This is a genomic window from Pseudoalteromonas sp. SG43-3, assembly GCF_014164385.1.
GTDB lineage: Bacteria > Pseudomonadota > Gammaproteobacteria > Enterobacterales > Alteromonadaceae > Pseudoalteromonas > Pseudoalteromonas distincta.
In genome coordinates this window covers 151628-175915 of sequence record NZ_JACJFC010000008.1, presented here as the reverse complement: position 1 = coordinate 175915, position 24288 = coordinate 151628, and the positions used below count along the sequence as shown (strand labels likewise).

The following is a 24288-nucleotide window of genomic DNA, read 5'->3' as shown; positions in this document are numbered from 1 at the left end:
GGGGCTAATTTATCTTACTCGCACTTCTTTCAAAGGTCAGATTAATGCGAATAAACATGCCTTTTATTGCCTCTAATTGATTTGAATCGTCCACCGTCTGAGCCAATTCCCCATAAAGATTATCTGACGCTTGCTTAAACTTATTATTAAATTTGCCCTTGGTTGCCAACATAAATGCATCGGCTAATGTACGCTGCCACTCATTTAAATACTTTAGCTTTGTATTACCAGCCAAATTTTCACAAATTGAGTTTAATCGAACCGACGCATGCCCTAAATTTAGAGCGGTTAGTGCAAGATCAGTAATTACGCGTGAGTGTGAACCTTGATCGTAATTAGTTAGGCGAATTAACCTATCGGCCATGCGGCGGTTATACCAAATACTTGGGGTTGGATGGTTATTTATTTCGAGTAAATCTTTATAAGTGGCCTTAAAAACACGATGAACAAGTAATTGCACACTCGGGCCTGTGAATAACTGAAAAATCCAAAATAAAATACTCACCCCCGCAAAAATTGCCATTGCAGAGCTAAGTGTGTAATCGATTGAAAACGCAAGGCTCATATCGGTACTGGGTCTTACCAAAATCGTAAATGGGATACAAAACCCCAAGCCATATGGCAATGTTTGTTGATCAGCTAGCAGCAGTAAACCCAGAAAATAAGGTCCTGCTAATACAAGTAGCAATATTTCTAATTGCCCACCACTTTGTGATAATAAATTGAGTGCGTAAAAAATAGTTACAATAGCAGCAACCACCACGCCTACCAATAAACGCTTTATTACCACCTGTAAAATAGCTAACGGTATTCTCGCCAACATTATCGAAAATATGACCGGTAAAATCATAATTAATAATGCAGCAGAAGAGCCTGTATTAATCCAAATAAATGCGCCGATAGAAAATACCAAAGCAGTTCTAAATCCAACAATAATGCCAGCTAATGGGTCGCGATATGTAAGCATACTGGGTGCATTTAATAATGTTTTATCACGCTCTTCTAACGCTCTGTATGCGCGTAGTAAAATTGTTAAGTCGGCTGCTACTTCTAAGCTCACATTGAGCATGTGAGATTCAAATGGCGAATCACACACCGTATTTGCTCTATAGTCGGTTAGCTCTTTACGCAGCGTTTTAACTTGTTCGGCGCAGTAATCAAAATCGTCAGACTCTTTAATTTGCGCAAATACGTGCTTAAGTTTACTTATTAATTTATCTAAAGTAGGTGTAATAAGGTCTTCGTGGTTTCGCTGTAGACGGCCAATTATTTGAATTAAGGCCAATAAAGAAAGTACTTTTTGCGACAACTGATTTGCAGCACGCGAGCGTCCTGGACCTTTTGGTCCTTCGTACCTTACTGCGCTGGAATCTTCGTTTATTGATCCCAATGTTGCCATAATGCCATCTATTTGCTGATGACGGTTTTCGTGCGAGCCCTTAGAATCAAGCTCAATAACTAAATAATGTAACGTTTGATTTATAACCGACCGCGCTTGTGTTTGCAGTAAATGTTTAACCTTTACAGGCCAAAATAGATGACTCACAAGCCCAGCACATACAGAACCTATTATTATTTCGCTTACTCGCGCTTGTGCAATATCAAATATACTTTGGCTGCTCACCATTGCCGGAGTAACCATGACTAAAAGCACAATAATGGCGGCTGTTACACCGGCCATAGCAAACGCATAAACAAAGTTTGCTTGGCGTACCATTGCCGATAACGAAGAGTTCACCCCCAACCATAATGCCAGTGCACCGAGCGCTAAATAAGGGTAGAGAATTAACTGAGTTAAAAGCAATATGCCAAATAAACCACCCACTATGGTGCCTATTATTTGGCAAATTGCTTTTTCAATAACTAATCCGCTTTGCGGGCGTAATTGCAAAAATATAGCCGAGACTAGCGCCCAATAAGGCCTTTCAAGATTAAGCGACATAGCAATAGTCAGCGCCATCACCATGGCTATAACACCCTTAGTCGCAAAAATAATTGCCTGTTTTTTAGGAAAAAACAAATTTTGGAATACTACGCCCACTGTATTCCCCTTAGCGCGTAGCGAGATGTATAGTGGCGGTCATTCCTGCGCTAAGCTGTGTATTTTCGGGCAATGAATCTAACTTAATATCAACAGGAATACGTTGCGATAAACGTACCCAATTAAATGTTTGTTGCACTTGCGGTAAAAGTTGTCCGTTACTTTGTGTATTCGTATTTGCAATGGCTTTACCTACACTCACTACATGCCCTGTTAATTGCTTACCACCACTTAAAAGGGCTATTTTAGCTTTTTGATCAGGATAAATAAGCGGTATTTTACTCTCTTCAAAGTAACCCGTTACATAAAATGAATCTGACTGAACAATAGCAAAGACAGGCGTGCCTTGAGCTACATAGTTGCCTTGGCGTAAATTCAAATTAATTATTTGCCCTGATGCAGGCGCAACAATTTTAGTTCTATCAACATTTAACTGCGCAATTGTTTGCTCTGTCTTGGCTAGGTTATAATTTGCCTCAGCAATTTTAGTATTGATACGTGTTGATTCTAAAGTTTCTTCACTTATTGCCTGTTGAGTGTTTAGCTCAACACGTCTTTCGTATTTATGTTTAGCAAGTTCCCATGTATACAATGCGTTTTCTGTGTTTGCTTTACTTTTATCAAGCGCTGCTTGATAACGCTTTTTATCAACATTAAAAAGTACTTCGCCTTTTTGTACGTTTTGACCATCTTTAATATTTAAAGCAGTTACCCAACCCGACACGTCTGGAGCAACCGTGACAATATCGGCTCGAATACGCCCATCACGCGTCCAAGGAGTATGCATGTAGTCAGTCCATACCCAACGCCCAGCAAAAACCGCAGCTATAACAACCAAGATAGTAAAAGTAATACGCAGATATTTAATCATTCAATTTATCTTCCACTTAGTAATACCAACCCGCAATAATACTTGAGTAATTTGAGGGCTTAAACCTGACGCTAACTGTGTTAAAAATTTCTGATATAGAACAACTAAATAACGAAATTTTTGCCTTGTTATCGACACGGTTTTCTTGCCTCAAAATAGCTCAATTAATTAAACAGATTGGTATAAATAGACGGCGAGTGCCAAGTAACAAACAAATAATGACACTTCAAACCAAGCCACTTTCCAAATACGGTCATGCCAATCTAGTCGATGCAAAACAAAACGAGTCAACGCCGTTAAAATAAATGCTATTGGGAAGTAAACAATCAGCGGGCTAAACTCTAATCCCCCTAACACGACTGCTTGGAACATAATAAATATCCTAATGTTATTTAAAGCGGTGATAAAAGCTGTAAAACCTAAATAAATTTACATCCGCACTACTCTTACAATCTATTATTTTGGCATATAAATCAATTAGCTTAATTGTACGCAGGTGTGCTTAATACATAATTAATGCCATTACATTTAAGCAGCACTAAGTATGTATAGTAGCTAAATCGCATATTAATAAGCTAAAGACCCCAGTTACCAGCCAAATAAATAAACCAGCGAGGTTTATTTATAAAAAAGTATTAGAGTATTTAACTCAATATTTAAAACGCCTATTTATAGCTGTTTGCAGAAGGGTTGGATAATTATAAACATTGAATTTTGCACTAAAAATGGGTAAATTAACAAAAAAACAACATGGATATAATTTAATGGAATCAATACACCCTACCCCATCTAAAACAACCCCACCAATAAATGAACCTGCTGAACCAATTTTTAGCGGAAAAGTGCAATTTAGTGGTAAAGGTGGTGAGTTTTTTGGAATTTGGATTGTAAATATATTACTTAGCGTTATTACGCTTGGCATATATTCGGCGTGGGCTAAAGTACGTACGCATCGCTATTTTTACGGCCACACCCGTATAGATGGCCATAGTTTTGACTACCTAGCAACACCAATACAAATTTTAAAAGGTCGGATTTTAGCGGTTGTTGTATTTTTTATTTACACATTCTCAATTAGCTTTATGCCTATTTTAGGCCTATTTATTGCTCTTGGTTTTATCTTTTTAATGCCATGGATTATTAACCAAGGCTTACGTTTTAATCTGCGTATGACCCGCCATCGTAATGTTCGCTTTGCTTTTAAAGGCAGTTATGGCGAAGCCTTTGTTAACTTTATACTTTTACCTATTGCAAGCATATTTACGCTTTATTTATTAATGCCTTACGTTATAAAACGTATTGATAGTTATATCCATAGCAATATTAGTTATGGCGATAAACCACTTACTGTAAATCTTAAAGGCGAAACCTATTACCTAACAGCGCTTATTTGCTTTGTAGTGAGCTCTATCACCATGGTGGTATTTATGGGGATTTTAGGATTATTTGGCCTCAACTTAGTAGATATTGAAAACCAACAAAATTTAGAAAACTCTGCAGCGATGGTTATGCTTCCTATCTTTATGATGATTGCCTATGTGCTAATGATTGCCATTGTTTCTGCTGTATGGCACGCCGCTATTCGTAATCACATTTTTGATAACAGCCATTTTGAAGGCGTTGCTACATTTAAATCAGAGCTAAAACCAATTCCTTTCGCTGTTTTACTATTAACTAATATGTTGGCTATTGTATTTTCTTTAGGGCTTGCATACCCATGGACAAAAGTACGTACATCAAAAATGCTCGCTGATGTAACTAACGTCACTATTTATCCTGGTGCATTGAATCTGATTGATACCGAGCAGGAGCAGCAATCATCGTTTGCTGAAGAAGCTGCAAACGTATTTGATATTGACCTTTCTCTAACTTAAGAGCTCACCATGCATGTAAAGGGACATTTTTTCCCCATCGCATCGAGTAACTATCAAGTGTGTGTTGCCACTATTAGCGACACACACATTGAGGTTATCAACGATGAACACGTTATCGCTCGCCACGTAATCTCAAGTCTTAAATTAAGCTCGGGGATGGCAGGACTTGCCGACGAATTAAACTTTGAAGATGGCAGTCGTTTTATTCCACTTGATGTAAATTACAGATGGCCATTTAAAGAAAATAACCATCACGTAATGGAACGCCTCGAAAAAAGTAAATGGGCCATTTTAGCCGCTGTCATATTTACACCATTGTTTATGTGGTTAGTGCTTTATAAAGCCGTACCGGCCATTGCTGTTTACAGTGTTGATACCCTGCCACGTAATGTTGTAGAGCAAATGGGTGAGCAGAGCTTTACATTAATTAAAAAGATTGCGCTTGACCCAAGTGAGCTGCCCGCAGAGCAGCAAGCTAAAGTACAAGCGCATTTCAAAAGTATGCTTAAGGCGTTATCGCTTGATCAATCTGTTTATAGGTTATCGTTTTATAAATCAGACAGCTTTGGTGCTAACGCGTTTGCACTGCCCCATGGTCGTATCGTGGTCACCGATGAGTTAGCTAATCTACTTGCCGATAAACCCAATGCGCTAAAAGCGGTATTACTACACGAAATGGGCCATGTAGTGCATCAACATAGTGTACGTATTACAGCACAATCTGCCGCAAGTACGATTGTATTAGCGGTTGTATTTGGTGATTTAGAGGGTGTTGCAGAGGTTGCATTAGGTACGGGTGCATCGTTTGCTCAGCAAGGGTTTTCACGAGATATGGAACGCGAGGCAGATAACTTTGCACTCACCCAATTAGAATCGCTTGGGTATTCGAGTAATGACTTTGCTGATGCAATAGAAGCGCTGCAAGAAAGCCATACCAGCGAAAACGAACACCTAGAAAAAGTAAATGACTTATTAGAGTACTTATCTAGCCACCCAAGTGCACAAGAGCGTATTGACAATGCTAGGAAATAATCGCGGTTATATTCAACTTGCTCGCTACATAGTGAGTTTAAGTTGGATATATCACGGCTTTTTCCCAAAGCTTTATCACGTAGCACCACTTGAAAAATTAATGACTGGCAGTGCTGGTTTTTCAGCCGAAGTGTCTGATTTAATTACACGTTCGGCGGGAATTGGTGAAATTATATTTGGCTTGTGTTTATTTGTGTTTTATAAATATAAGCATTTGGTAGCTTTAAATATATTGGCGCTTATGGGGCTTTTACTTGCTGTAGTTGTAATGCAGCCACAATTGCTTATTGAAGCATTTAACCCTGTAACTACTAACCTGCCGCTTATTGGGCTAAGCGTTATTTGGTTAAAAGAAATTGAGCAGTTGAATAATCGATACCTCTAAATAAAAAAGGGTATGCAAATGCATACCCTTTTTTGTAGTACAAAATTTATAAAATTAGTACTTATTTTTATGCGTCCACAAATGCAGTAATTCGCTCGCAATGGTTGCTGCAGCAATTGCGGTAAGCTCACTTTGGTCGTACGAAGGTGATACTTCTACCACATCCATACCCACCATGTTTATGCCTTTTAGCGCACGCAGTACTTTAAGTACTTTATCTGACGTTAAACCACCACACACAGGAGTGCCTGTACCAGGCGCAAACGCAGGATCTAAACAATCTATATCAAACGTTAAGTAAACAGGTAGGTCTCCTACTCGCTCAAGTATTTGCGCTGCAATATCATTAGCATGTAAATCGTTGGCTTGCATTGCATCAATCACAGCAAACTCATGTTTACTTTGATCAAAGTCTGTACGGATACCTATTTGTATACTGTGCTCAACATCAATCAGCCCTTCCATTGGTGCATGATAAAACATAGTGCCGTGATCAAAACGCGAGCCATTGCTATAGGTATCGGTGTGCGCATCAAAATGTACTAACGCCATTTTGCCATGTATTTTTGCGTGAGCACGTAATAGCGGAAGCGTTACAAAGTGATCGCCCCCTAAACCTAATAGTGTTTTACCTTGGCGAAGTATTTGATCAGCAGCCATTTCTAGTTGCGCAGTAAAATACTCAGGATCCCCGACAGGGTAAGTAAAGTCCCCTGCGTCTGCCACTTTTAAGCGCTCAAACAACGGGAACGTCCACGGGTATTTAGTGTCTTCCCATGCTAAATGAACCGATGCACGACGAATTGCATCAGGGCCTAAGCGCGCACCAGGGCGGCCCGAGGTCGCTAAATCAAATGGTAAGCCTAAAACCACTACGTCTGCATCAATTGCATTAATGTTTTGCACCATAGGACGACGTAAAAACGTCATCCCATTTGAGTACAATGAGTGATCTGCGTGACCAAACAAAGTTGACATTGCTTATAACTCTTCTAAATAAGTGTAGCCATCAAGGCCGCTTTGCAACTCGTCTAAAACGCTTTGCTGTTCGTGTTTTTCAATTTTAGTGCTTACTAACTGCTCGTATGATTGCTGAAAACTTTCAACATCTAAATGTACATAGCGCATCATATCGGCAACAGTGTCACCTTGGTTTATCTCGGTAATACTTGCAACGCCTTGCTCATCCATATTAACAATTGCGCTGTGCGTATCGCCAAACAGGTTATGCATATCACCTAAAATTTCTTGATAAGCGCCCACCAAGAAAAAGCCCATTAAATAAGGTTTATCGGCACTAAATTCTGGTACAGGTAATGTGCTTTCAATACCTTGTCCATCTACGTAATGCTCAAGTGCGCCATCTGAATCACAGGTTATATCAAGTAATACAGCACGTTTTTTTGGTGCTTCAGTTAAGCCACTTAATGGCAATACCGGAAACACTTGATCAATGCCCCATGCATCTGGAAGCGATTGAAATAACGAAAAGTTTACAAAAAACTTATCGGCTAAACGTACGTTTAACTCGTCAATAATAGGACGATGAAAACGGTTTTTGTTATCCATGTGCTTGTTAAGTTCATAACAAATACGAATATTAATTTGTTCAGCCCACGCACGCTGCGCTAAGTCTAATAAACCGAGTGCAAATTGGTTATGCGCTTCAGCTAAATCACCTTGGCTGTCGTGATAAATTTCAATTAATGCACGGTCATCCGTTAAATCAGTTAATTGTACAAACGATGCCCACATGTTTTTTAATAAAAGTGGTGCATCTGCCGCTGGCGCTACTAACTCTTCTGGCGTGTAACTTTCAGTACCAATAACATTAGAAATAAGCACAGCATGATGCGCCGTAAGCGCACGACCCGACTCAGAAATAATAGTCGGCATTGGTTGCTCATATTGCTTACATGTATCGCCAATGGTGTACACAATGTTATTCGCATATTCAGCTAAGCTGTAATTCATAGAGTTATGCGATTGGCTACGCGTGCCGTCGTAATCAACAGCTAAACCACCGCCTACATCAAGACAATCAATTTCTGCGCCTAGTTTACGTAGCTCACAGTAAAAACGCGCAGCTTCGCTTACACCTAAACGTACGTCACGAATGTTCGCCATTTGTGACCCTAAGTGAAAATGCACAAGCTGCAATAAATCAAGCTGGTTTGCGCCTTTTAAACGATTAACTACATGTAAAACTTGCGATGCGGATAAACCAAATTTTGATTTTTCGCCACCACTCGCTTGCCACTTACCTTTACCTTGCGACGCTAAACGTACACGAATACCAATACGTGGTTTTACGTTAAGCTCTTTTGCTTGGCTAAGCACCATGTCTAGCTCAGAAAGCTTTTCAAGTACGATATACACTTTATGACCTAGCTTTTCGCCAATAAGTGCTAAACGTACGTATTCTTTATCTTTGTAGCCATTACATACAATAACAGCGCTGGTTTTTTCAGCCAGTGCTAGTACCGTTAGTAATTCAGGCTTGCTGCCGGCTTCTAAACCAAGTTGTTTTTTTTCTACTTGTGCTTGGCTTGCTACTATTTCTTCAACCACTTCACGTTGTTGGTTTACTTTTATTGGGTAAACTAATAGGTAGTCTTTAGGGTAACCATAGTTTTCAATCGCAGTATTAAATGCGCCGCATAAGCTGTGTACACGATGGTGTAAAATTTGCGGAAAACGAACTAAAGCAGGTAAGCTTAAACCTTTATCTTGTAGTTGCTTTGCGATATCAGTTAATGCAATGGTTTGCTCTGGGGCATGAGCCTTGGGCGCAACATACACATCACCTTGATCATTAATACCAAAAAAACCTTGGCTCCAATGACGAACATTGTAGCTCGTACGAGCTTGTTCTAGTGATGTTGTCTCTTTCATTTATCTTTCTCTTTTATTTAATTAATGCCGACTCGGCTAGTGCCGCGCATTAAAAGAAAAATAGAGATTCAAGTCCAACAAGTATTTTTACTCGTAACGAGTGATTTTTGATGTTAAAAAAATAACCAAACAACTATTGCCCGCTAGCATATATAAAACAGGACTTTGATGATTTTTAAAGATAAGAAAAGTTATAAAAAATGGCTGTTTTTAAATGTCTCATTATAAATTTTATTAGCAAAAATGAGTTAGCTCATTCAATAAAGTTCATCTTGAGTTACTTTGTTTATAAAATTTACTTTTGATGGATTAGAGCAAGGCGTTCTCAACACCTCAATTACTCACAGTTGAGGCTGCGTGTTGTGACCAAGTATTACCTATGTATTCTACAAAGTGAATAAAAACTGCACGTCAAAAACGCTTAGCCTACATCCACCAGTTTCAATCATTACTTGGCGCATATGTAGCGTTAGGTATTGCCTGTGGTATTGAAAGTGGGAAGTTGCAGTAGTGTATAGGCGAATTCGATTAATTGAGTATAAGCTAGCTATGCACTTTTTGGGGCGAACATAATTATTGCCATACCTAGCAGTGCTACTAAACCACCGATAATATCCCACATAGTAAGCTTTACGCCATCTACAACCCATAACCATAATAGCGCAACGCAAATATATACGCCGCCATAAGCTGCATATACACGTCCGGCAGCAGTAGGGTGTAAAGATAGCAACCATGCAAATAGTGCCAAACTTAAAGCCGCAGGAATTAAAAGTAAAATGCTTTTATCTTGTTTTAGCCAAAGGTAGGGCAAATAGCACCCCACTATTTCAGCTAAGGCTGTAATAATAAAAAGTGCGATTGTTTTTAATTCAAACATAATGCTCCGCGCAAAAATAACAAGCATAACAATCTATATAAATTGTTATGCTTAGTGCGTTGTTATTCGCTAAGCGCCATAGTGGCAAGTTTCATTGTGCTTTCAAACGACTTGGTACCCGCTATAAATAAACCATTATGGCAAAACACTGCGTCATCAATACCTGTTTCATCTACGAACGCTTGATCAGATAAACCAGACCATGCTTTAGGAAGCGGTTTTCTATCTTCAAACGAGCCAGGCTCAACGGGTACTGTTTGTAATATCCATTGCCCAGAATGCGATGGGTAAACCATGTATAGCGCCTCACTTGATAAAATATGCACTGTTTTTTTCCACGGTGTGTACTTTTCAAGCACGATTACTCTGGCATCGTCTGCATTTTCAATTGCTCTGGCGACAATCTCTTTTGCATTAACACTACCGTGAGCTGAGGCGATAAAACGAATGAGCATACGTGCTGCAAATTCAACGGCTTCATCAAAACAGGTATCAAAGTTACTTTCTTCTTCCCATGTAGGGTTAAACATTGAAATTGTTTGGCTCAAGCTTATCCCTTTTGATACACCTTCAACATGACCACAATCAATGGCGTCAATAGTTGAAACTAAGCCTGAATCCACTCTATCAGCAACGGCCTGGTTATCATCACACAGTGCTAAGCCGTATTTTTTCCACACTAAACCAAATGATGAAAAAGGAATGCCATTTTCTCGCTCGCCTGCACCACCACGTTGATGATGATCAAAGCGATTAGTTTCAGGATCGTATTCCCCACCTACATCTATTACGTAGTCGGCACTTTCTATAAGCGCTTTATCGCGTGTGCGTACCAATTTAAACGTTGGCAAAACATGTTTAAGTACCGCAATACTAAAAACGTCATCTGCATGAAAATTACCATTGTGGGTTACTACTGTTATTTCGCTCATTTGTTTATTGCTACTTTTAGAAAAGATAAAAATTCTCGCTTTGTAAGTTAGTCACTAATTATCGAGGCAGATTTTATACGAAGACAGGTGTTAAAAACAGTGAAGTATTTTTGCATCACTATAAAAGCTGCTTTTATAGTTACTAGTTTGAGTATGACTTTTATTACAAGATAATAATGAAGGCAGATATTTACGACACATTAAGCTTTAATATGTCGCAGCGTTAATGAACTTATTTACTAAGCCCTAATTCCATAAAAACACTTTGTGGATTATCTACATATGAGCCAAAACTGCTACAGCGTTTAAAGCCTAAATTTTCATATAAATTGATTGATTTTATTTGTTTTGGGCCTGTTTCTAAGCGTATTAACGGGATTTGTTTTTCGCCAGCTTGATGCAATAAAATCTGCATAATACGTCTTGATAGCCCTTTACCACGATGACTTGGTTTTACATATAAACGTCTTATTTCGCCGTAAGGCTGGGTATCAAATTTCTCTACAATCGCACCGCAGGCAATAATACCTTCTTCAGTTTTTAAACCAATAGCGTACACATTAGGTAAGGTTAATTCGTTTAACTCCAGAGACTGTGCGGTAGCCACAGGATATAAAGAATTTATAAGTCGGTCTATATCATCAAATACATTTACCACGTCGGGATCATTCGGGTTCAAATCGACTAACTGCATAAAGCTTCCATTCATTGTTATAAGTTTATTAAGCTTTAAATAATATATTTAAGCGGTCATAGCTTAGCATTGTTTAATTAAAAAATCTTTACTCCTTATTTAGCATATGGGTTATGACATTTCACCAGCTAAAAGAGCAAAAGTGGCCTAGCAAGTGTGTAAATTTTGCTAAATTATTACTAATTAATAAATAGTAGTGTTCAAGTATTATTGCGCATTAGTATTAGCGCTATGCCATTTTGCATAGCCTTCTTTATCCATCGGCCTTGCAATTAAGTAGCCTTGCATGGCGTCAATATTCATTTTTTTAAGTAAGTCATATTGTTCTGTTGTTTCTACGCCCTCTGCAACTACCTCTAAGTTTAAGCTTTTTCCTAAACTGATAATTGTTTGCGCAATATTAAAGCCAACCGTGCTATCTAAAATTTTATCAATAAAGCTTTTATCTATTTTTAATTCTTTAACAGGAAACGCACTTAAATACGCTAAGCAGGAGTAACCGGTTCCAAAATCATCAATCGAAAATAAAAAGCCAGCGGCAATGAGTTCTTTCATTTGCCTAATTGTATAATCTATATCGCTTGAGAGCATTGACTCGGTTATTTCTAACTTAATTTGCTGTGCTCGAATATCAAATTTATTGATAGTGCTAAACAGCTCTCCTTTTAAATTTGATGAATTAAACTGGCTTTGGCTAATATTAATTGAAACACTAAACGAGTCGTCTATTATGTTATCTGCTTTAAGTTCGTTTATTAAAATACATATATCATGTAAAACAATATTTTGTAGTTTTTGAATAAGCCCGTATTGCTCTGCAATTGGTATAAATTCGTTTGCCGCTATTAACCCTTTTTGAGGATGGTTCCACCTAATGAGTGCTTCAGCACCAATAACATCACCATACGTATTTACCTGAGGCTGAAAATAAGCACAAAACTCATCAGATGCAATCGCCCTGACTATATCGGTTTCTAGTTCAGTTTGTTTTTCAAGCAGTGTTTGTAAGGCTGGATCGTAAAAGCTACTGCTATTCCCCCCTTTATTTTTAGAACGATACATAGCCGTGTCTGCAAATTTTAATATATTGCCTGCCTGCGCATTTACGCTATCAATTAGACAAATACCTATGCTGCAGCTTACTTGAAATGCAAGGTTGCCCACTTCAAATTTATCATGAAAAGCTCTTTGAATCTCTTTGGCTACTATTTTGCACTCGATGCTCGCCTGCTGTGTATTTTCTCCAACGTGTTTTAGTAAAATAATAAACTCATCGCCACCCGCTCTGGCCAACGTATCAGAGCCTTTTATTATTGCGCTTAACCTTTTTGATAATTCCACAAGTACTTCATCACCCGCACTGTGCCCAAGTGAATCATTAATACGCTTAAAATTATCTAGGTCTAAAAATAATAACGCCCCTATATTTTTATCACGCTTAACACTCTCCACACACATGCTTAATTTGTCGCTAAGCATTCTTCTATTTGGAAGATTCGTTAATGGGTCGTAAAAAGCAAGCTTATGTACTTCTTGTTCGGCCTTTTTCTTTATTGAAATATCTCTGGCCATCCATACTACGTGCCTTTTTGTAGGACTATTGGGGTGGTAATGATCTAATGCAGCAGCCCTGCCTTCAAAAACTATATTCCCCTTTGGTACAGCTAATTCATATTCAAAAATTTGCGTCTCGTTAGTCGAGAGTGTTTTTTTAATAACGTCCATTATCATTTGTGCATCGTCTTGAGAAAGCAGGTCCTTAACACTTTGACCAATAAGGTCCTTGCTTGAATCAAGCAGTAACTCATTAGAGGTACCATACACATCGGTATAAATTCCCTCTTCACTTAAAATAAGAATGAGATCGGGCATTACCTTAGTGAAGGCTTTAAACTTTTCATTACTTTGCTGTAAATTCGCGAGAAGCTGTTTTGCTTTGTTAAATTCGTTACTTTTTTCAAGAGCGATACTAGAAAAGTGTACAAAAAAATCGATTAACTCTAAGTCTTGCTTTGATGGTGATTTAGGAGTGCTGTGATAGATAGCAAAGGTGCCTAATAAATCGGCTTGAGTTGAAAAAATAGGCGTTGACCAACATGACTTAAGACCAAACTTTAGTGCTAAGTCTTTAAAGTCCTCCCACAGCGGTGAAGTTTCGATATTTTCAACAATAGTGCGCGATTTCGAAAATGCAGTAGTACCACATGAGCCCACTTTTGGCCCTATATAGACTCCATTAAGCAAACTACAGTACTCTGGATGAATATTAGGAGCTGCGCAATGAAAAAGCTGCTGGCCTTTAACTGATAAGATTGAACACCTAGCGGATTCATCATCAATAATCTGCTCGATTGATGAACAAATTTCAGTAAGCACCTCAGTTAAAGGTACCCCTAATGCAATTTTAGATAAAATGCCTTGCTGGTGAGATAATAACTTTTTTAACCTATCCGTACCCATTTTCCTTTACCCGTATTATTTATACACATTGAAACAACAAAAGCTTTAATCAAGCGCTTTTTTCTTACGCAGTAAAGTTCAGTATAGTCATGATTAGTAAGTTTTTTATTTTATTGGCAAAAAATAATCGGGCCTGTCTAAAATAATCATAGTTGCATATTACTGAACACCTATTGTTACTATATAAACAAAACCACAATATTAAAGCTAACACTTTGTTACTTAAAAGTACTGTTCAAAATTTTTAAGCTATTTATACTATAAGTAATGGTAAATATTTTTTGAGGTTACAGTGCAGATCACACAAGGTATGGAATACTTTTTTTCGGGGTTTAAATTAATTAGCCAAAAAGGGCTAAAGCGTTTTGTCCTTATTCCGCTATTAATTAATATTTTGCTGTTTGGTAGCTCGCTGTTTTTTTTAGTTGGCTGGTTAAGTGATAGTTTTAGCTACATAAACAACATGCTCCCCGAGTGGTTAAGCTGGTTAGAGTGGCTAATGTGGCCTATTGCCGTATTAGTTGTTTTGTTTAGCTATAGTATGCTCTTTACAGTTATCACTAATTTTATTGCAGCCCCTTTCAATGCGCTCTTGAGTGAAAAAGTTGAGCTTTACCTAACAGGTCAAAAAATTAACGATGACGGCTTTGCCGAACTAGTTAAAGATATACCTCGCATGCTTGCCCGTGAGTGGACAAAACTATGCTACTACCTTCCTCGCGCAATTGGCTTTTTTATATTGTTATGGGTTTTACCGGTCATTGGTCAAATACTATGGGTGTTATTTACTTGTTGGATGTACGCAGTTCAATACGAAGACTATGCGTTTGATAATCATAAAATTGACTTTAAGCAAATGAAAGACGATTTAAAATCTAAGCAAGGTTTGTCATACGGATTTGGTTTTGCTGTTATGTTGTTAACTGCTATCCCTTTTATAAACTTAATAGTTATGCCAGTCGCAGTGTGCGGTGCAACACGTTTATGGGTAGATAACTATCGTCCAAAATATCGCAGTTAATTAAAAGGTTGCTGACTTTTCAATATTCGAAGGACACCGCATTCTAGATTAAAAAGCACCTAAGGTGCTTTTTTTAATCTATTTTTAAAGCAATAAACTCAAGCGATGCACGCCTTGGTAATGCATCGCTTTGTTTATCTACTTCTTCAAATTTTTTAATCAAAATACTAAAGCGCTGATTATTAATATTAACGGCTGTAACTTCACCAATTTTTATACTGTAGTTTTGCTGCTGATCAAACAGCTTTAGTATTTGACCTTTTACACGCTCTACGTATAAATAAGGTGTTTGGTCTGGCATCTTTAAACGAATGACATTGATTTTACTTAGTTCATGTACCGCGACCCAATTCTGACTCTGCATTAACGTATTATAACGACTAATACCTTCAGGCTGATAAACAACATCTTGGCTTATAACGCATGTATTACAGTCCTTTACTGATTCAATTCGCCAGTCAACAGCTGTATTTTTATAATACAAATTATCATTTTTTAGTAACCACTCACGTGCATTGTTAGTATCGCTACACGCTATTAGTAAGCTAAAAAAACTACTCAAGATAATAAACTTAGTGCTTAGCATTGGCTTCATACTATTGCTCTTTAATTGCTTTTAACTCAGCAATAATTGCACTACTTGGCTGTGCTTCTTTTATATAACTGGGCAGCGTTTCAATATTAGTAGGCGAGCTTTGTAAATTATGCACCTTACTGTTATTTGTATTTGGCACGCCAAATCGATTACCTGCACTTTGCATATAAAACTGTAAATTAAGCATGCTCCACTCATCTACATCACTCAGTATTGATATTGTATTATCTTGGTTAGTATCAAAGCTGGTTAAGCTTTCGGTGTTAATTGCATTACAATTAAAATCAACTGCTAGTGAGCTATTTCTATTTAACCCCTGTATTTCAAGTATGGTGCTTTCATTTAAATCTGCTGAACTACCATTTGAATAATCAATAATAAAATCATCCGTAGAGCCTAAATGACTATTAGTATTTGGTGCAATATCGCAACTAGCATTGCCTGGGTAAAAACGCTCATAGTAGCGATCGCCTTCGTTATTACCTATTGTTGATAAACCCGCTAATTGATATAAATAGTTCATAGAGCTTAAATGATTAGGCTTAAAATTAACTTCTTCATCACCGCCATGGTATAAACCTAAGTTATGACCTAACTCATGAAATATTGTTGATGCTTGATAATTATAAGTTACATTGGTTGCTACTTGCGTATCAAGCGTTAAACCCCAGCCCCCCATAGTTACCATTAAATCATTACCGCTCATCTCAGCAATACCCGAACCACTAATACTACCGTCTTCGTTACCACTACTTGCCATTAATAAATAATGGAAAATGGGCCTGCGAGTTATATCGCTATATTCCATTTTATAAGCAAATAAATTAGGGCTACTTAAATCGTATTCAAACGGGGTATAGCTATTAAAAGGGACAAGATTTCCGCCACCTAAATCAAAGTTTTGCGGTGCTGTATTTGTATTTTGATCAAACAAATCACCTACGTCAAAGTGGACTGTATAGCCTTTTTCTGCAAAAACAGTGGCTACTTTTTCAAGTGCGATTCGATGTGGAGTAATACCTACATCAGTGCTGTCCATATAATCAACTTCAATAAATATATCTTTTTGTGAGGTACGCGCCCCCCACTCATAAAGTGGTAAACCCGCGAATGTTGTACCCTGTTGCTCAGCGCAATCAGGAATACCATCCTCATCATCATCTATTGTGCAATTTATATTGTTTGGCCCAGCGGGTGTGTTAAACACAGAATAACTCCAATCAGTACTTTGATTAGTGTCTGTCGCATTAAGCTCGCGCTTTAAGCTGCCTCCTTGCTCGGAGATGATTTGCTCTGCGTTACCACCTTGCCATTGTGATGGCGTTACTGGTTCTTGTACTGAGTTACCAAATTTTACAAAGTCGATTGTTTGTGTACCTGCACTATTAAGTAATTCTACAAAACCGTTTATGTACCAATAAGGTCTAATTTCATCACTAGCATTACCCACAAGCGCTATTTTAGGGTTGTTAACTGATGCACTGACTAAAAAATCATCTCCAAACTTGCTTTGTAAAATAAGGTACTCACCATTTTCAAGCTCTTTATTGGGCAGTGAAAAAGTTGTCTCTGCACTAGTCGAGCTATTAATCATATTAATACTGCGGGTTTTAAGCGAATAACTCTGTAAGTTTACAGCAGCCCCTGTGCCGTTATAAATTTCAATCCAAGGTAAGTCGTTACTAAATTGCACAGAAGAAACTTCAGTTATTTTTATATCTTGGCTAGAGGTAGTAAAAGAAGTAGCGGTTTGCGTTTCAATGGCCGTATCATCAAAATTAGTTAAATCAGCTGTAACACGGACAATATATTGGGTATCTTCATTAAAGCTTGCGCTTACATTTACAGTATGAAAATAAGTACTTGTGTCACTAGTAGTACCCGACAAACTTTCAATATTTAAGGCCAAGCAAGTAGTAAAATTATCTGCCGACACTTGTACGCTTCCTGTACAAACACCACTACTAGAATTAACTGCTAAAGTGCTCGTTAGCATAATATCTGAAAATGTAATACTAACAGGGCTATCTACAAGAACTGGGTCATTATTACTTTGGGGTGTTACATTACTAATTATAGCGGGCGTTGAATCAACCACAGTAATATTCAGGGTAAATTCGGTTGTGTCTTTTGAATCAGACGCAGTTAACGTATAGCTTTGTGAAGTGATACTGTTTGCAGGAGGCGTGTAGCTAAAAAGTAAGGCTTGTGCATCAATAACACTAATTTGTGCACCATATAAATCATCACCAAAATCAATCTGAACCGTATCGTTATCAGCATCGCTAACTACTAAACTAAATTCTGTGGCTTGATTATATTGCACGCTAATACTTACATCATCTGCAGTTGGTGGATTGTTTGGTGCTAATACTACAACTGTTTTTTGAGCGCTATTTGTAGCGTTATCGTCATCGGTTACAGTAACCACAAATGTAACATTGGTATTTTGTGCAACAGTGGGCGCATTAAAACTAATGCTTGTTTGTGTTTGAGTAAGTTCAACTACAGGACCACTTATTTGCTGCCAAGTTATGCTATTAATACTACCATCGCTGTCTTGTGCATCTGCAACTAAGGTTACACTGTCACCTTTTTCAGCTTCTTCAGGGCCTGTAACAATGACTGTTGGCGCGCTATTTACTTGATTAATTAAAACCGTTTTACTCGCTTGAGCGCTTTTACCTGCATTGTCAGTTACGGTTACGCTAAAACCTAGTGTTGTATTTTCAGATACATTAGGGGCGGTAAAACTAAGGACTCCATCAGTTTGTGAAAACTCAACATTGTCCCCAGCAGACTGAATCCAATTAATATTACTTATAATGCCATCTGTATCTTGAGCGTTAGCAACTAAACTAACTTGTGTGCTGGCAAGTGCACTACTTGGGCCTGTTATATTAACTGTAGGAGCATTATTTTGAGAGGTGATAGTGCCTGAAAAAACTTGTTGTGCAGTAGCACCTGAGTTGTCAGTAACTGTAACCGAAAAGCTAAAGGTCGTATCGGTTGCTACACTAGGTGCAGTGGCTGTAAGCGTGTTACCGTTAGAGGTAAACGTAAACTCAGGCCCGCTAAGTTGTTGCCATTGATAGCTGGCAATTTGTCCGTCGCTATCACTTGCAAGCGCTGTAATAGTAAATGATTGATTAGAAGTAATAACGTTACTGCTAACCGAAAGCGTAACACTGGGCGCAGCGTTACCAGGGGCCGTAGTTGTATCACTACTTTCGCCTCCCCCGCCACAGCCTGTGATTAAAAGTGATAAAAAAAGTAAACTTAGCCATTTATTAATATTGTTTTTTACCACTTTTAGCCTCTACATATTAACTATACAAATTTTGTGGCACCTTAGTAACGTTTAAATGAACGGTTATTTCCTCACGATCATGATATAGATGTTTAGCTTGCAACTCGTAATTGATACCTTGTTTCTCAAGCTCTTTTCTGATCATCGAAAGACATTCATAAACACTATCAAAGCGTTTTTTCATAGGCAGCTTTAAGTTAAATATAAACTCTTTTGCGTATGCATTTACTGCCCAGTCAATCATTAGCGTAGTCACTTTGGTCGGTTTTTCCACCATATCGCACACTAACCAAGTAATATTTCTTTTTTCTGGGCGATATTTAAAACCGTCGGCTCTAAAATGTTTAACTTGCCCAGTTTGCATTAAATCGTCATTCATTGGGCCGTTATCAATCGCACTTACAAACATACCACGGCGTACAAGCTGATAAGTCCAACCACCAGGGCATGCACCTAAATCAACACTGCGCATACCGGCAGCTACGCGTGACTCGCGTTGTTGCTCAGGTATAAATACGTTAAATGCTTCATCGAGTTTTAACGTTGAGCGACTCGGTGCATCGCTTGGCATACGAAGGCGCAAAATACCCATGAAAAATGGAGAATTATTAAAGCTATACGAGTAACCAACATAAGCCGTATTGTTTGTTAAAAACATGACATGCATTACTGGGCGATTTGCTTTTGGCTCACGTAGTACAGTATTTTGTTTTTCGAGGGCTTTTTTAAGCGGTGTTGAGATTTTTTTACAGAACGTTAAAAGCTCTTTGCCTTCGTTTGTGTCTGGCGTTTCAACGCGCAGTTCTGAGCACAATGTAAAATCTTTAGCAGCTTCAACTACTGCGCTCACACGGTCCTCTACTGGCATGTTTTCAAGTAATGTGCCGGCAAACCATTGACGTGCAAACACCATGTTTTTAAAATCAACTTTTTTGATTATTTCATCGCTGTGATGCGCTTCAAAACATTCGTAAACAACATAACCTGTATTTGGTTTTGCTTTTACATACCCTGCAAAACCTTGCTCTGCAGCATGAAACGTTATTTCAGCAGCGGCATCGTTTTCAAAACCACTACGACAAAAAATCACAACACTAGACATATTAACCCTTAAACTCTTTAAAACTTAAATCGTGCAACTTGCACTAAAATAACAATCCAACCAATAATAAAGCACAACCCACCAAGCGGTGTTATAGGCCCAAGCCACTTCATTCCTGTTAGAGCGAGTAAATATAAACTACCACTAAAAAGTAGTGTGCCCATTATAAAAAAGCCACCAGCCCAACTCAGGTTTATGCCCCATTTAATTAAAATAGCCACCGCAATAAGTGCAAGTCCATGTACCATTTGATACTCAGCAGCCGTTTTAAAAACGCCTAATGAATACTCCGATAAGCGGCTTTTTAAACCATGGGCAGCAAATGCACCTAACATCACCGAAAGCATACAAAAAATACTACCGGTCATTAAAAATAATTTAATCATCTAACCCCCTGCTCGAGTCTTAACGTATCTCAATTTGTTGCTTAATAAATTCAACAGCACTTAACGCTGCTGTTTCTCTATTTTGTAGTTCAGTTACGCCACTTTTTTTACGTGGTTTTAATGAGTGATCGCCATCACTCAGCCAAGTAAACAAAGGCTGCTTTGGCATTTTCATAGTAAGAAGTTCTTCACGTGTACCAAATGTATCTCGCTCGCCCTGTAATACTAGAAAAGGGCAAACAATATCAGCAAAATGATCGGTGCGTAATTTTTCTGGCTTACCCGGCGGATGAAATGGATAACCAAATGCTATAACACCTGAAAGGCTTTGCTCTGTACTACATGCAAGCATTGATGCCATGCGACCGCCCATCGATTTACCGCCTATAAACAACGGTAAATCTGGCTGCGCATTCGTTAGCACTCGTTCATAATAAATAAGTAACTTTGGTGCTCGCTCAGGAGGCCTGCGTTTATTAGTTTGTTTAGCGATTTGCATATATTCAAAATCAAATAAACCAACATCAACCCCCTGCTCGCTTATTAATTTTGCCATGTGCTGCATAAAGTCAGAATCGCTACCAGCACCTGCGCCATGTGCAAATATAAACTGTGCTATTGCAGGTTGCTCCGTGCTTTTAAACCATTCAATCATTATTAATACTCATGTTCTTGCTCATGCTCTACTAAGCTCAGCATCCACTCTTTAAACGAAACTATTTTACCAAGCTCTGTTTGCGACTCACGAAGCACTAAGTAATACGCATTTTTACTCTCTAGGCTATGATTAAACGGAATTACCAAACGCCCTGCGTCTATGTCGGGTTTAGCTAATACACTATTGCCAATTGCCACACCTTGTCCATGTACAGCTGCTTGTAACACCATAGAGGAGTGGCTAAATATAGGCCCTTGATTTACCTGGATGTTACGCACGCCTGCGGTTTTCATCCACGTTTTCCAGTTTTTACGTGTAGTGTCGTGTAATAGTGTGTGATGCGCTAAATCACTAGGTTGATCAAGCGGCTTTAACCCGCTTAATAACATAGGACTACAAAGTGGTACTAAATATTCGGTATGAAGCTTGTACGCTTGTACGCCATTCCAATGACCCCTTCCATAATAAATAGCAATATCTACGTCATCAGTGAGTGAGTTTTCATCTTGGTCTTGTGCTTTTATTCGCACATCTATCTCTGGATGTAACTCATTAAACAAACTCAAACGAGGCACTAACCACTGAATAGCAAAACTAGGGGTTAGGCTTACCGTTAGTGAGCCCTTAGCGCCACGAGCTAATAGCTTTTCAGTTGCATCAATAAGCTGAGTAAAAATCTCTTTAATATCTAAAAAATAGCCTTGGCCTTCTTCAGTTAATAATAAAGAGCGGTTTTTACGTAAAAACAACTTCAGCCCTAAATGCTCTTCAAGTGTTTTTATTTGATGACTTACTGCCGCCTGCGTTACATAAAGCTCTTCTGCAGCTTTTGTAAAACTTAAATGGCGCGCAGCCGCTTCAAAGGCTTTTAATGCGTTTAATGGAGGTACCCGTCTTGACATAATAACCAAGCTTAGAATTAGTTTTTCTTATGCGTGAGATTATATACATCATATAAGTTTGTGTATATTAAAGGCATAAAAAAAGCGACCTGAGTCGCTTTTTAATATACATCATGCTTAATTATAAATCGCTTGCACTTGTATCAAGTGGGGCAAAACTTTTAATTAAATCATCAACCGCTTTCATTTGCGTTAAGTAGCCTTCTAACTTGCTAAGCGCTAGCGCACATGGGCCATCACATTTAGCTTCGTTAGGATTTGGATGCGCTTCGATAAATAAACCAGCAATACCCAACGCCATACCACTGCGCGCAAGCTCTGCAGCTTGTGCACGACGACCATCAGCAGAGTCAGCGCGTCCACCAGGGCGTTGTAGCGCATGTGTTGCATCAAAAATAACAGGTGCCATTGCCTTCATGTCATCCATACCCAGCATATCAACCACAAGGTTGTTGTAACCAAAGCTAGAACCACGCTCACAAAGAGCTACGTTGTTATTACCAGCTTCATTAAATTTAGTAATGATATGACGCATTTCATGTGGCGCTAAAAACTGTGGTTTTTTCACATTAATAATTGCACCTGTTTTAGCCATCGCCACAACTAAATCTGTTTGACGCGCTAAAAAAGCAGGTAACTGAATTACATCAACAACTTCTGCAACAGGTGCAGCTTGATGCGGTTCATGTACGTCAGTAATCAGTGGAATTTTAAACGTGTTTTTAATTTCTTCGAATATTTTTAAACCTTCTTCCATACCTGGACCACGGTACGAATTGATTGAAGAGCGATTAGCTTTATCAAATGAGGCCTTAAATACATAAGGAATATTTAGTTTCGTCGTAACTTCTACGTAATGCTCTGCAACACGCATTGCTAAATCGCGAGATTCTAATACGTTAATACCACCAAACAATACAAACGGTTTGTTGTTTGCAAGTTCAATTTCATTAATTTTAATAATTTGGTCTTTCATTTAAATTCCTTAAGGTGAAACTGCTTGCATCATTAATCCACAAATATAAGCCATATAAGTACCCACACCGTAGCCTAGTACAGCTAACAAGACACCAACAGGCGCTAATGACGGATGAAACGCTGATGCTACAACAGGTGCTGACGCTGCGCCGCCCACATTAGCCTGAGAACCCACTGCCATATAAAATAACGGTGCTTTAATCAGTTTAGCCACAATTAACATAATGCTTGCATGCACTAACATCCAAATTGCACCCACTAAAAATAGCCCAGGGTTATTGAAAATAGCGGTTACATTCATGTGTAAGCCAATCGATGCAACCAAAATATATAAAAAGCTAGAAGCTACTTTTGAAGCGCCAAACGCTTCTATTTGCCTCACTTTAGTAAACGATAAGCCTATGCCAATCGTTGTTGATATAACAATTAGCCAAAAGAATTTACTGTTTAAGCTGTATTCTTTTGCCCATTCATAAGTAGTGCCAAAGTACGGCCCCAAAAAGTCAGCGCAAAAGTGTGCTAAGCCAGTTATACCAAATGCAATTGCAATCAGCGTCATGTAATCATTAAGAGTTGGGATGCGTGCATGTTCTGCGTGATATTCTTCCACACGCTTTTTCAAATCTTCAATTGCGCTTGTATCAGCACCCGTCGCTGCATCAATCTTTTTATGATTTGCTGCCATTAACAATAAAACAGCCATCCAAATATTAGCGACAATTACATCTACTGTAATCATTACTGAGAATATATCACCACCAACTTCAAACATTTCTTTCATTGATGCTTGGTTAGCACCGCCGCCAATCCAGCTACCTGCAACAGTTGTCATACCGCGCCATACGGCATCTGGGCCATGCCCACCAACAATACTTGGGTCAAATGCGCTCACTACTAAAATAGCTAATGGCCCACCAATAACAATGCCTAAAGTACCCACTAAAAACATAATAAGTGCTTTAGGGCCTAAGTTAATAATCGCTTTTAAATCAATACTAATGGTAAGTAGTATTAAACAGGCAGGTAGTAAGTAGCGCGAAGCCACATAATAAACATTAGATTTATTACCATCTACAATACCAAAGGTATTTAATAACGAAGGTAAAAAGTAACACAGTAATAAAGCAGGTACGTATTTATAAAATCGTTTTAAAGCTGGACGCTCACTGTTTGAGGTTTTAAAAATAAACCCCAAAATAATAGCAAGCAAACCAAGCACAACGGCATCATTTGTAATTAATGCGCTTTGAGTTTCAACCATAATTATTCCTA

At 38.4% G+C, this 24288-nt stretch carries 21 protein-coding genes; 4 read left to right on the top strand and 17 right to left on the bottom strand.

Going from position 1 to position 24288, the window contains the following annotated elements; translation table 11 throughout:
* Window positions 1-4: 4 nt before the first annotated feature.
* The 3 genes from H5157_RS09730 to H5157_RS09720 form a co-directional block, all read right to left on the bottom strand.
* Window positions 5-2041, bottom strand: coding sequence for an FUSC family protein (locus tag H5157_RS09730; protein ID WP_182724597.1), 2037 nt, complete (start codon window positions 2039-2041; stop codon window positions 5-7).
* A 10-nt stretch (window positions 2042-2051) separates the two neighbouring features.
* Window positions 2052-2912, bottom strand: a complete 861-nt coding sequence (locus tag H5157_RS09725; protein WP_138489375.1) for an HlyD family secretion protein — start codon at window positions 2910-2912, stop codon at window positions 2052-2054.
* Window positions 2913-3080: 168 nt separating this feature from the next.
* Window positions 3081-3284 carry a DUF1656 domain-containing protein gene (locus H5157_RS09720; protein WP_002958577.1) on the bottom strand — a complete coding sequence of 68 codons (204 nt, stop codon included), beginning with the start codon at window positions 3282-3284 and terminating at the stop codon, window positions 3081-3083.
* A gap of 392 nt (window positions 3285-3676) precedes the next feature.
* Here H5157_RS09720 and H5157_RS09715 point away from each other — a divergent pair, with 392 nt between their 5' ends.
* The 3 genes from H5157_RS09715 to H5157_RS09705 are packed head-to-tail and all read left to right on the top strand — an operon-like array spanning window position 3677 to window position 6203.
* Window positions 3677-4786 carry a YjgN family protein gene (locus H5157_RS09715; RefSeq protein ID WP_182724596.1) on the top strand — a complete coding sequence of 370 codons (1110 nt, stop codon included), beginning with the start codon at window positions 3677-3679 and terminating at the stop codon, window positions 4784-4786.
* 9 nt (window positions 4787-4795) lie between these two features.
* Entirely contained in the window at window positions 4796-5818 is a 1023-nt protein-coding gene (locus tag H5157_RS09710; RefSeq protein WP_182724595.1) for a M48 family metallopeptidase, read from the top strand.
* Complete coding sequence (locus H5157_RS09705) at window positions 5805-6203, top strand: DoxX-like family protein (protein WP_182724594.1); 399 nt, start codon at window positions 5805-5807, stop codon at window positions 6201-6203. Before H5157_RS09710 ends, H5157_RS09705 begins: the two co-directional genes overlap by 14 nt.
* Window positions 6204-6257: 54 nt before the next feature.
* Here the strand turns inward: H5157_RS09705 and speB are convergent, their stop codons facing one another.
* From speB to H5157_RS09675, 6 genes are all read right to left on the bottom strand, one after another.
* On the bottom strand, window positions 6258-7181 hold the full coding sequence (gene speB, locus H5157_RS09700) for an agmatinase (RefSeq protein WP_024597470.1): 924 nt from the start codon (window positions 7179-7181) through the stop codon (window positions 6258-6260).
* Between the two features lie 3 nt (window positions 7182-7184).
* Window positions 7185-9098, bottom strand: a complete 1914-nt coding sequence (gene speA / locus H5157_RS09695; protein ID WP_182724593.1) for a biosynthetic arginine decarboxylase — start codon at window positions 9096-9098, stop codon at window positions 7185-7187.
* Between the two features lie 547 nt (window positions 9099-9645).
* A complete protein-coding gene (locus H5157_RS09690) occupies window positions 9646-9978 on the bottom strand; it encodes a YnfA family protein (RefSeq protein WP_002958571.1) in 333 nt (110 codons plus the stop codon).
* A gap of 62 nt (window positions 9979-10040) precedes the next feature.
* Window positions 10041-10910, bottom strand: a complete 870-nt coding sequence (locus H5157_RS09685; RefSeq protein WP_154903389.1) for an MYG1 family protein — start codon at window positions 10908-10910, stop codon at window positions 10041-10043.
* A gap of 232 nt (window positions 10911-11142) precedes the next feature.
* A complete protein-coding gene (locus tag H5157_RS09680; RefSeq protein ID WP_002958569.1) occupies window positions 11143-11604 on the bottom strand; it encodes a GNAT family N-acetyltransferase in 462 nt (153 codons plus the stop codon).
* Between the two features lie 207 nt (window positions 11605-11811).
* Entirely contained in the window at window positions 11812-14064 is a 2253-nt protein-coding gene (locus H5157_RS09675) for an EAL domain-containing protein (RefSeq protein WP_182724592.1), read from the bottom strand.
* Between the two features lie 310 nt (window positions 14065-14374).
* Here H5157_RS09675 and cysZ point away from each other — a divergent pair, with 310 nt between their 5' ends.
* Window positions 14375-15085 (top strand): sulfate transporter CysZ, encoded by a 711-nt coding sequence (gene cysZ, locus H5157_RS09670; protein ID WP_182671383.1) that lies wholly within the window; start codon window positions 14375-14377, stop codon window positions 15083-15085.
* Window positions 15086-15158: 73 nt separating this feature from the next.
* On the opposite strand, the gene H5157_RS09665 is transcribed toward cysZ, so the two are convergent.
* The 8 genes from H5157_RS09665 to H5157_RS09630 all read right to left on the bottom strand — a co-directional run bounded on the left by H5157_RS09665 (window position 15159) and on the right by H5157_RS09630 (window position 24277).
* Window positions 15159-15680 (bottom strand): hypothetical protein, encoded by a 522-nt coding sequence (locus H5157_RS09665; RefSeq protein WP_024605426.1) that lies wholly within the window; start codon window positions 15678-15680, stop codon window positions 15159-15161.
* Between the two features lies 1 nt (window position 15681).
* Window positions 15682-18990 carry a PKD domain-containing protein gene (locus H5157_RS09660; protein ID WP_182724591.1) on the bottom strand — a complete coding sequence of 1103 codons (3309 nt, stop codon included), beginning with the start codon at window positions 18988-18990 and terminating at the stop codon, window positions 15682-15684.
* A 16-nt stretch (window positions 18991-19006) separates the two neighbouring features.
* The gene (gene rlmM, locus H5157_RS09655) at window positions 19007-20092 is read right to left on the bottom strand and encodes a 23S rRNA (cytidine(2498)-2'-O)-methyltransferase RlmM (protein ID WP_024605425.1); all 1086 of its coding nucleotides are present in this window, start codon (window positions 20090-20092) and stop codon (window positions 19007-19009) included.
* A 17-nt stretch (window positions 20093-20109) separates the two neighbouring features.
* Window positions 20110-20478, bottom strand: coding sequence for a DUF423 domain-containing protein (locus H5157_RS09650; RefSeq protein WP_024595287.1), 369 nt, complete (start codon window positions 20476-20478; stop codon window positions 20110-20112).
* Window positions 20479-20497: 19 nt separating this feature from the next.
* A complete protein-coding gene (locus H5157_RS09645; protein ID WP_024605424.1) occupies window positions 20498-21133 on the bottom strand; it encodes an alpha/beta family hydrolase in 636 nt (211 codons plus the stop codon).
* A gap of 2 nt (window positions 21134-21135) precedes the next feature.
* Window positions 21136-22038, bottom strand: coding sequence for a transcriptional regulator GcvA (locus tag H5157_RS09640; RefSeq protein ID WP_002958561.1), 903 nt, complete (start codon window positions 22036-22038; stop codon window positions 21136-21138).
* Between the two features lie 121 nt (window positions 22039-22159).
* Window positions 22160-23014, bottom strand: a complete 855-nt coding sequence (gene kdsA, locus H5157_RS09635; RefSeq protein ID WP_002958560.1) for a 3-deoxy-8-phosphooctulonate synthase — start codon at window positions 23012-23014, stop codon at window positions 22160-22162.
* A 9-nt stretch (window positions 23015-23023) separates the two neighbouring features.
* A complete protein-coding gene (locus tag H5157_RS09630) occupies window positions 23024-24277 on the bottom strand; it encodes a DUF819 domain-containing protein (RefSeq protein WP_182724590.1) in 1254 nt (417 codons plus the stop codon).
* Between the last annotated feature and the right edge of the window lie 11 nt (window positions 24278-24288).

What these genes read in the sequence shown, in the direction of transcription:
- H5157_RS09725 (WP_138489375.1), bottom strand. Translation starts at nt 2,912, where the DNA reads ATGATTAAATATCTGCGTATTACTTTTACTATCTTGGTTGTTATAGCT.
- H5157_RS09720 (WP_002958577.1), bottom strand. Translation starts at nt 3,284, where the DNA reads ATGTTCCAAGCAGTCGTGTTAGGGGGATTAGAGTTTAGCCCGCTGATT.
- H5157_RS09715 (WP_182724596.1), top strand. Translation starts at nt 3,677, where the DNA reads ATGGAATCAATACACCCTACCCCATCTAAAACAACCCCACCAATAAAT.
- H5157_RS09710 (WP_182724595.1), top strand. Translation starts at nt 4,796, where the DNA reads ATGCATGTAAAGGGACATTTTTTCCCCATCGCATCGAGTAACTATCAA.
- H5157_RS09705 (WP_182724594.1), top strand. Translation starts at nt 5,805, where the DNA reads ATGCTAGGAAATAATCGCGGTTATATTCAACTTGCTCGCTACATAGTG.
- speB (WP_024597470.1), bottom strand. Translation starts at nt 7,181, where the DNA reads ATGTCAACTTTGTTTGGTCACGCAGATCACTCATTGTACTCAAATGGG.
- speA (WP_182724593.1), bottom strand. Translation starts at nt 9,098, where the DNA reads ATGAAAGAGACAACATCACTAGAACAAGCTCGTACGAGCTACAATGTT.
- H5157_RS09690 (WP_002958571.1), bottom strand. Translation starts at nt 9,978, where the DNA reads ATGTTTGAATTAAAAACAATCGCACTTTTTATTATTACAGCCTTAGCT.
- H5157_RS09685 (WP_154903389.1), bottom strand. Translation starts at nt 10,910, where the DNA reads ATGAGCGAAATAACAGTAGTAACCCACAATGGTAATTTTCATGCAGAT.
- H5157_RS09680 (WP_002958569.1), bottom strand. Translation starts at nt 11,604, where the DNA reads ATGCAGTTAGTCGATTTGAACCCGAATGATCCCGACGTGGTAAATGTA.
- H5157_RS09675 (WP_182724592.1), bottom strand. Translation starts at nt 14,064, where the DNA reads ATGGGTACGGATAGGTTAAAAAAGTTATTATCTCACCAGCAAGGCATT.
- cysZ (WP_182671383.1), top strand. Translation starts at nt 14,375, where the DNA reads ATGGAATACTTTTTTTCGGGGTTTAAATTAATTAGCCAAAAAGGGCTA.
- H5157_RS09665 (WP_024605426.1), bottom strand. Translation starts at nt 15,680, where the DNA reads ATGAAGCCAATGCTAAGCACTAAGTTTATTATCTTGAGTAGTTTTTTT.
- rlmM (WP_024605425.1), bottom strand. Translation starts at nt 20,092, where the DNA reads ATGTCTAGTGTTGTGATTTTTTGTCGTAGTGGTTTTGAAAACGATGCC.
- H5157_RS09650 (WP_024595287.1), bottom strand. Translation starts at nt 20,478, where the DNA reads ATGATTAAATTATTTTTAATGACCGGTAGTATTTTTTGTATGCTTTCG.
- H5157_RS09645 (WP_024605424.1), bottom strand. Translation starts at nt 21,133, where the DNA reads ATGATTGAATGGTTTAAAAGCACGGAGCAACCTGCAATAGCACAGTTT.
- H5157_RS09640 (WP_002958561.1), bottom strand. Translation starts at nt 22,038, where the DNA reads ATGTCAAGACGGGTACCTCCATTAAACGCATTAAAAGCCTTTGAAGCG.
- kdsA (WP_002958560.1), bottom strand. Translation starts at nt 23,014, where the DNA reads ATGAAAGACCAAATTATTAAAATTAATGAAATTGAACTTGCAAACAAC.
- H5157_RS09630 (WP_182724590.1), bottom strand. Translation starts at nt 24,277, where the DNA reads ATGGTTGAAACTCAAAGCGCATTAATTACAAATGATGCCGTTGTGCTT.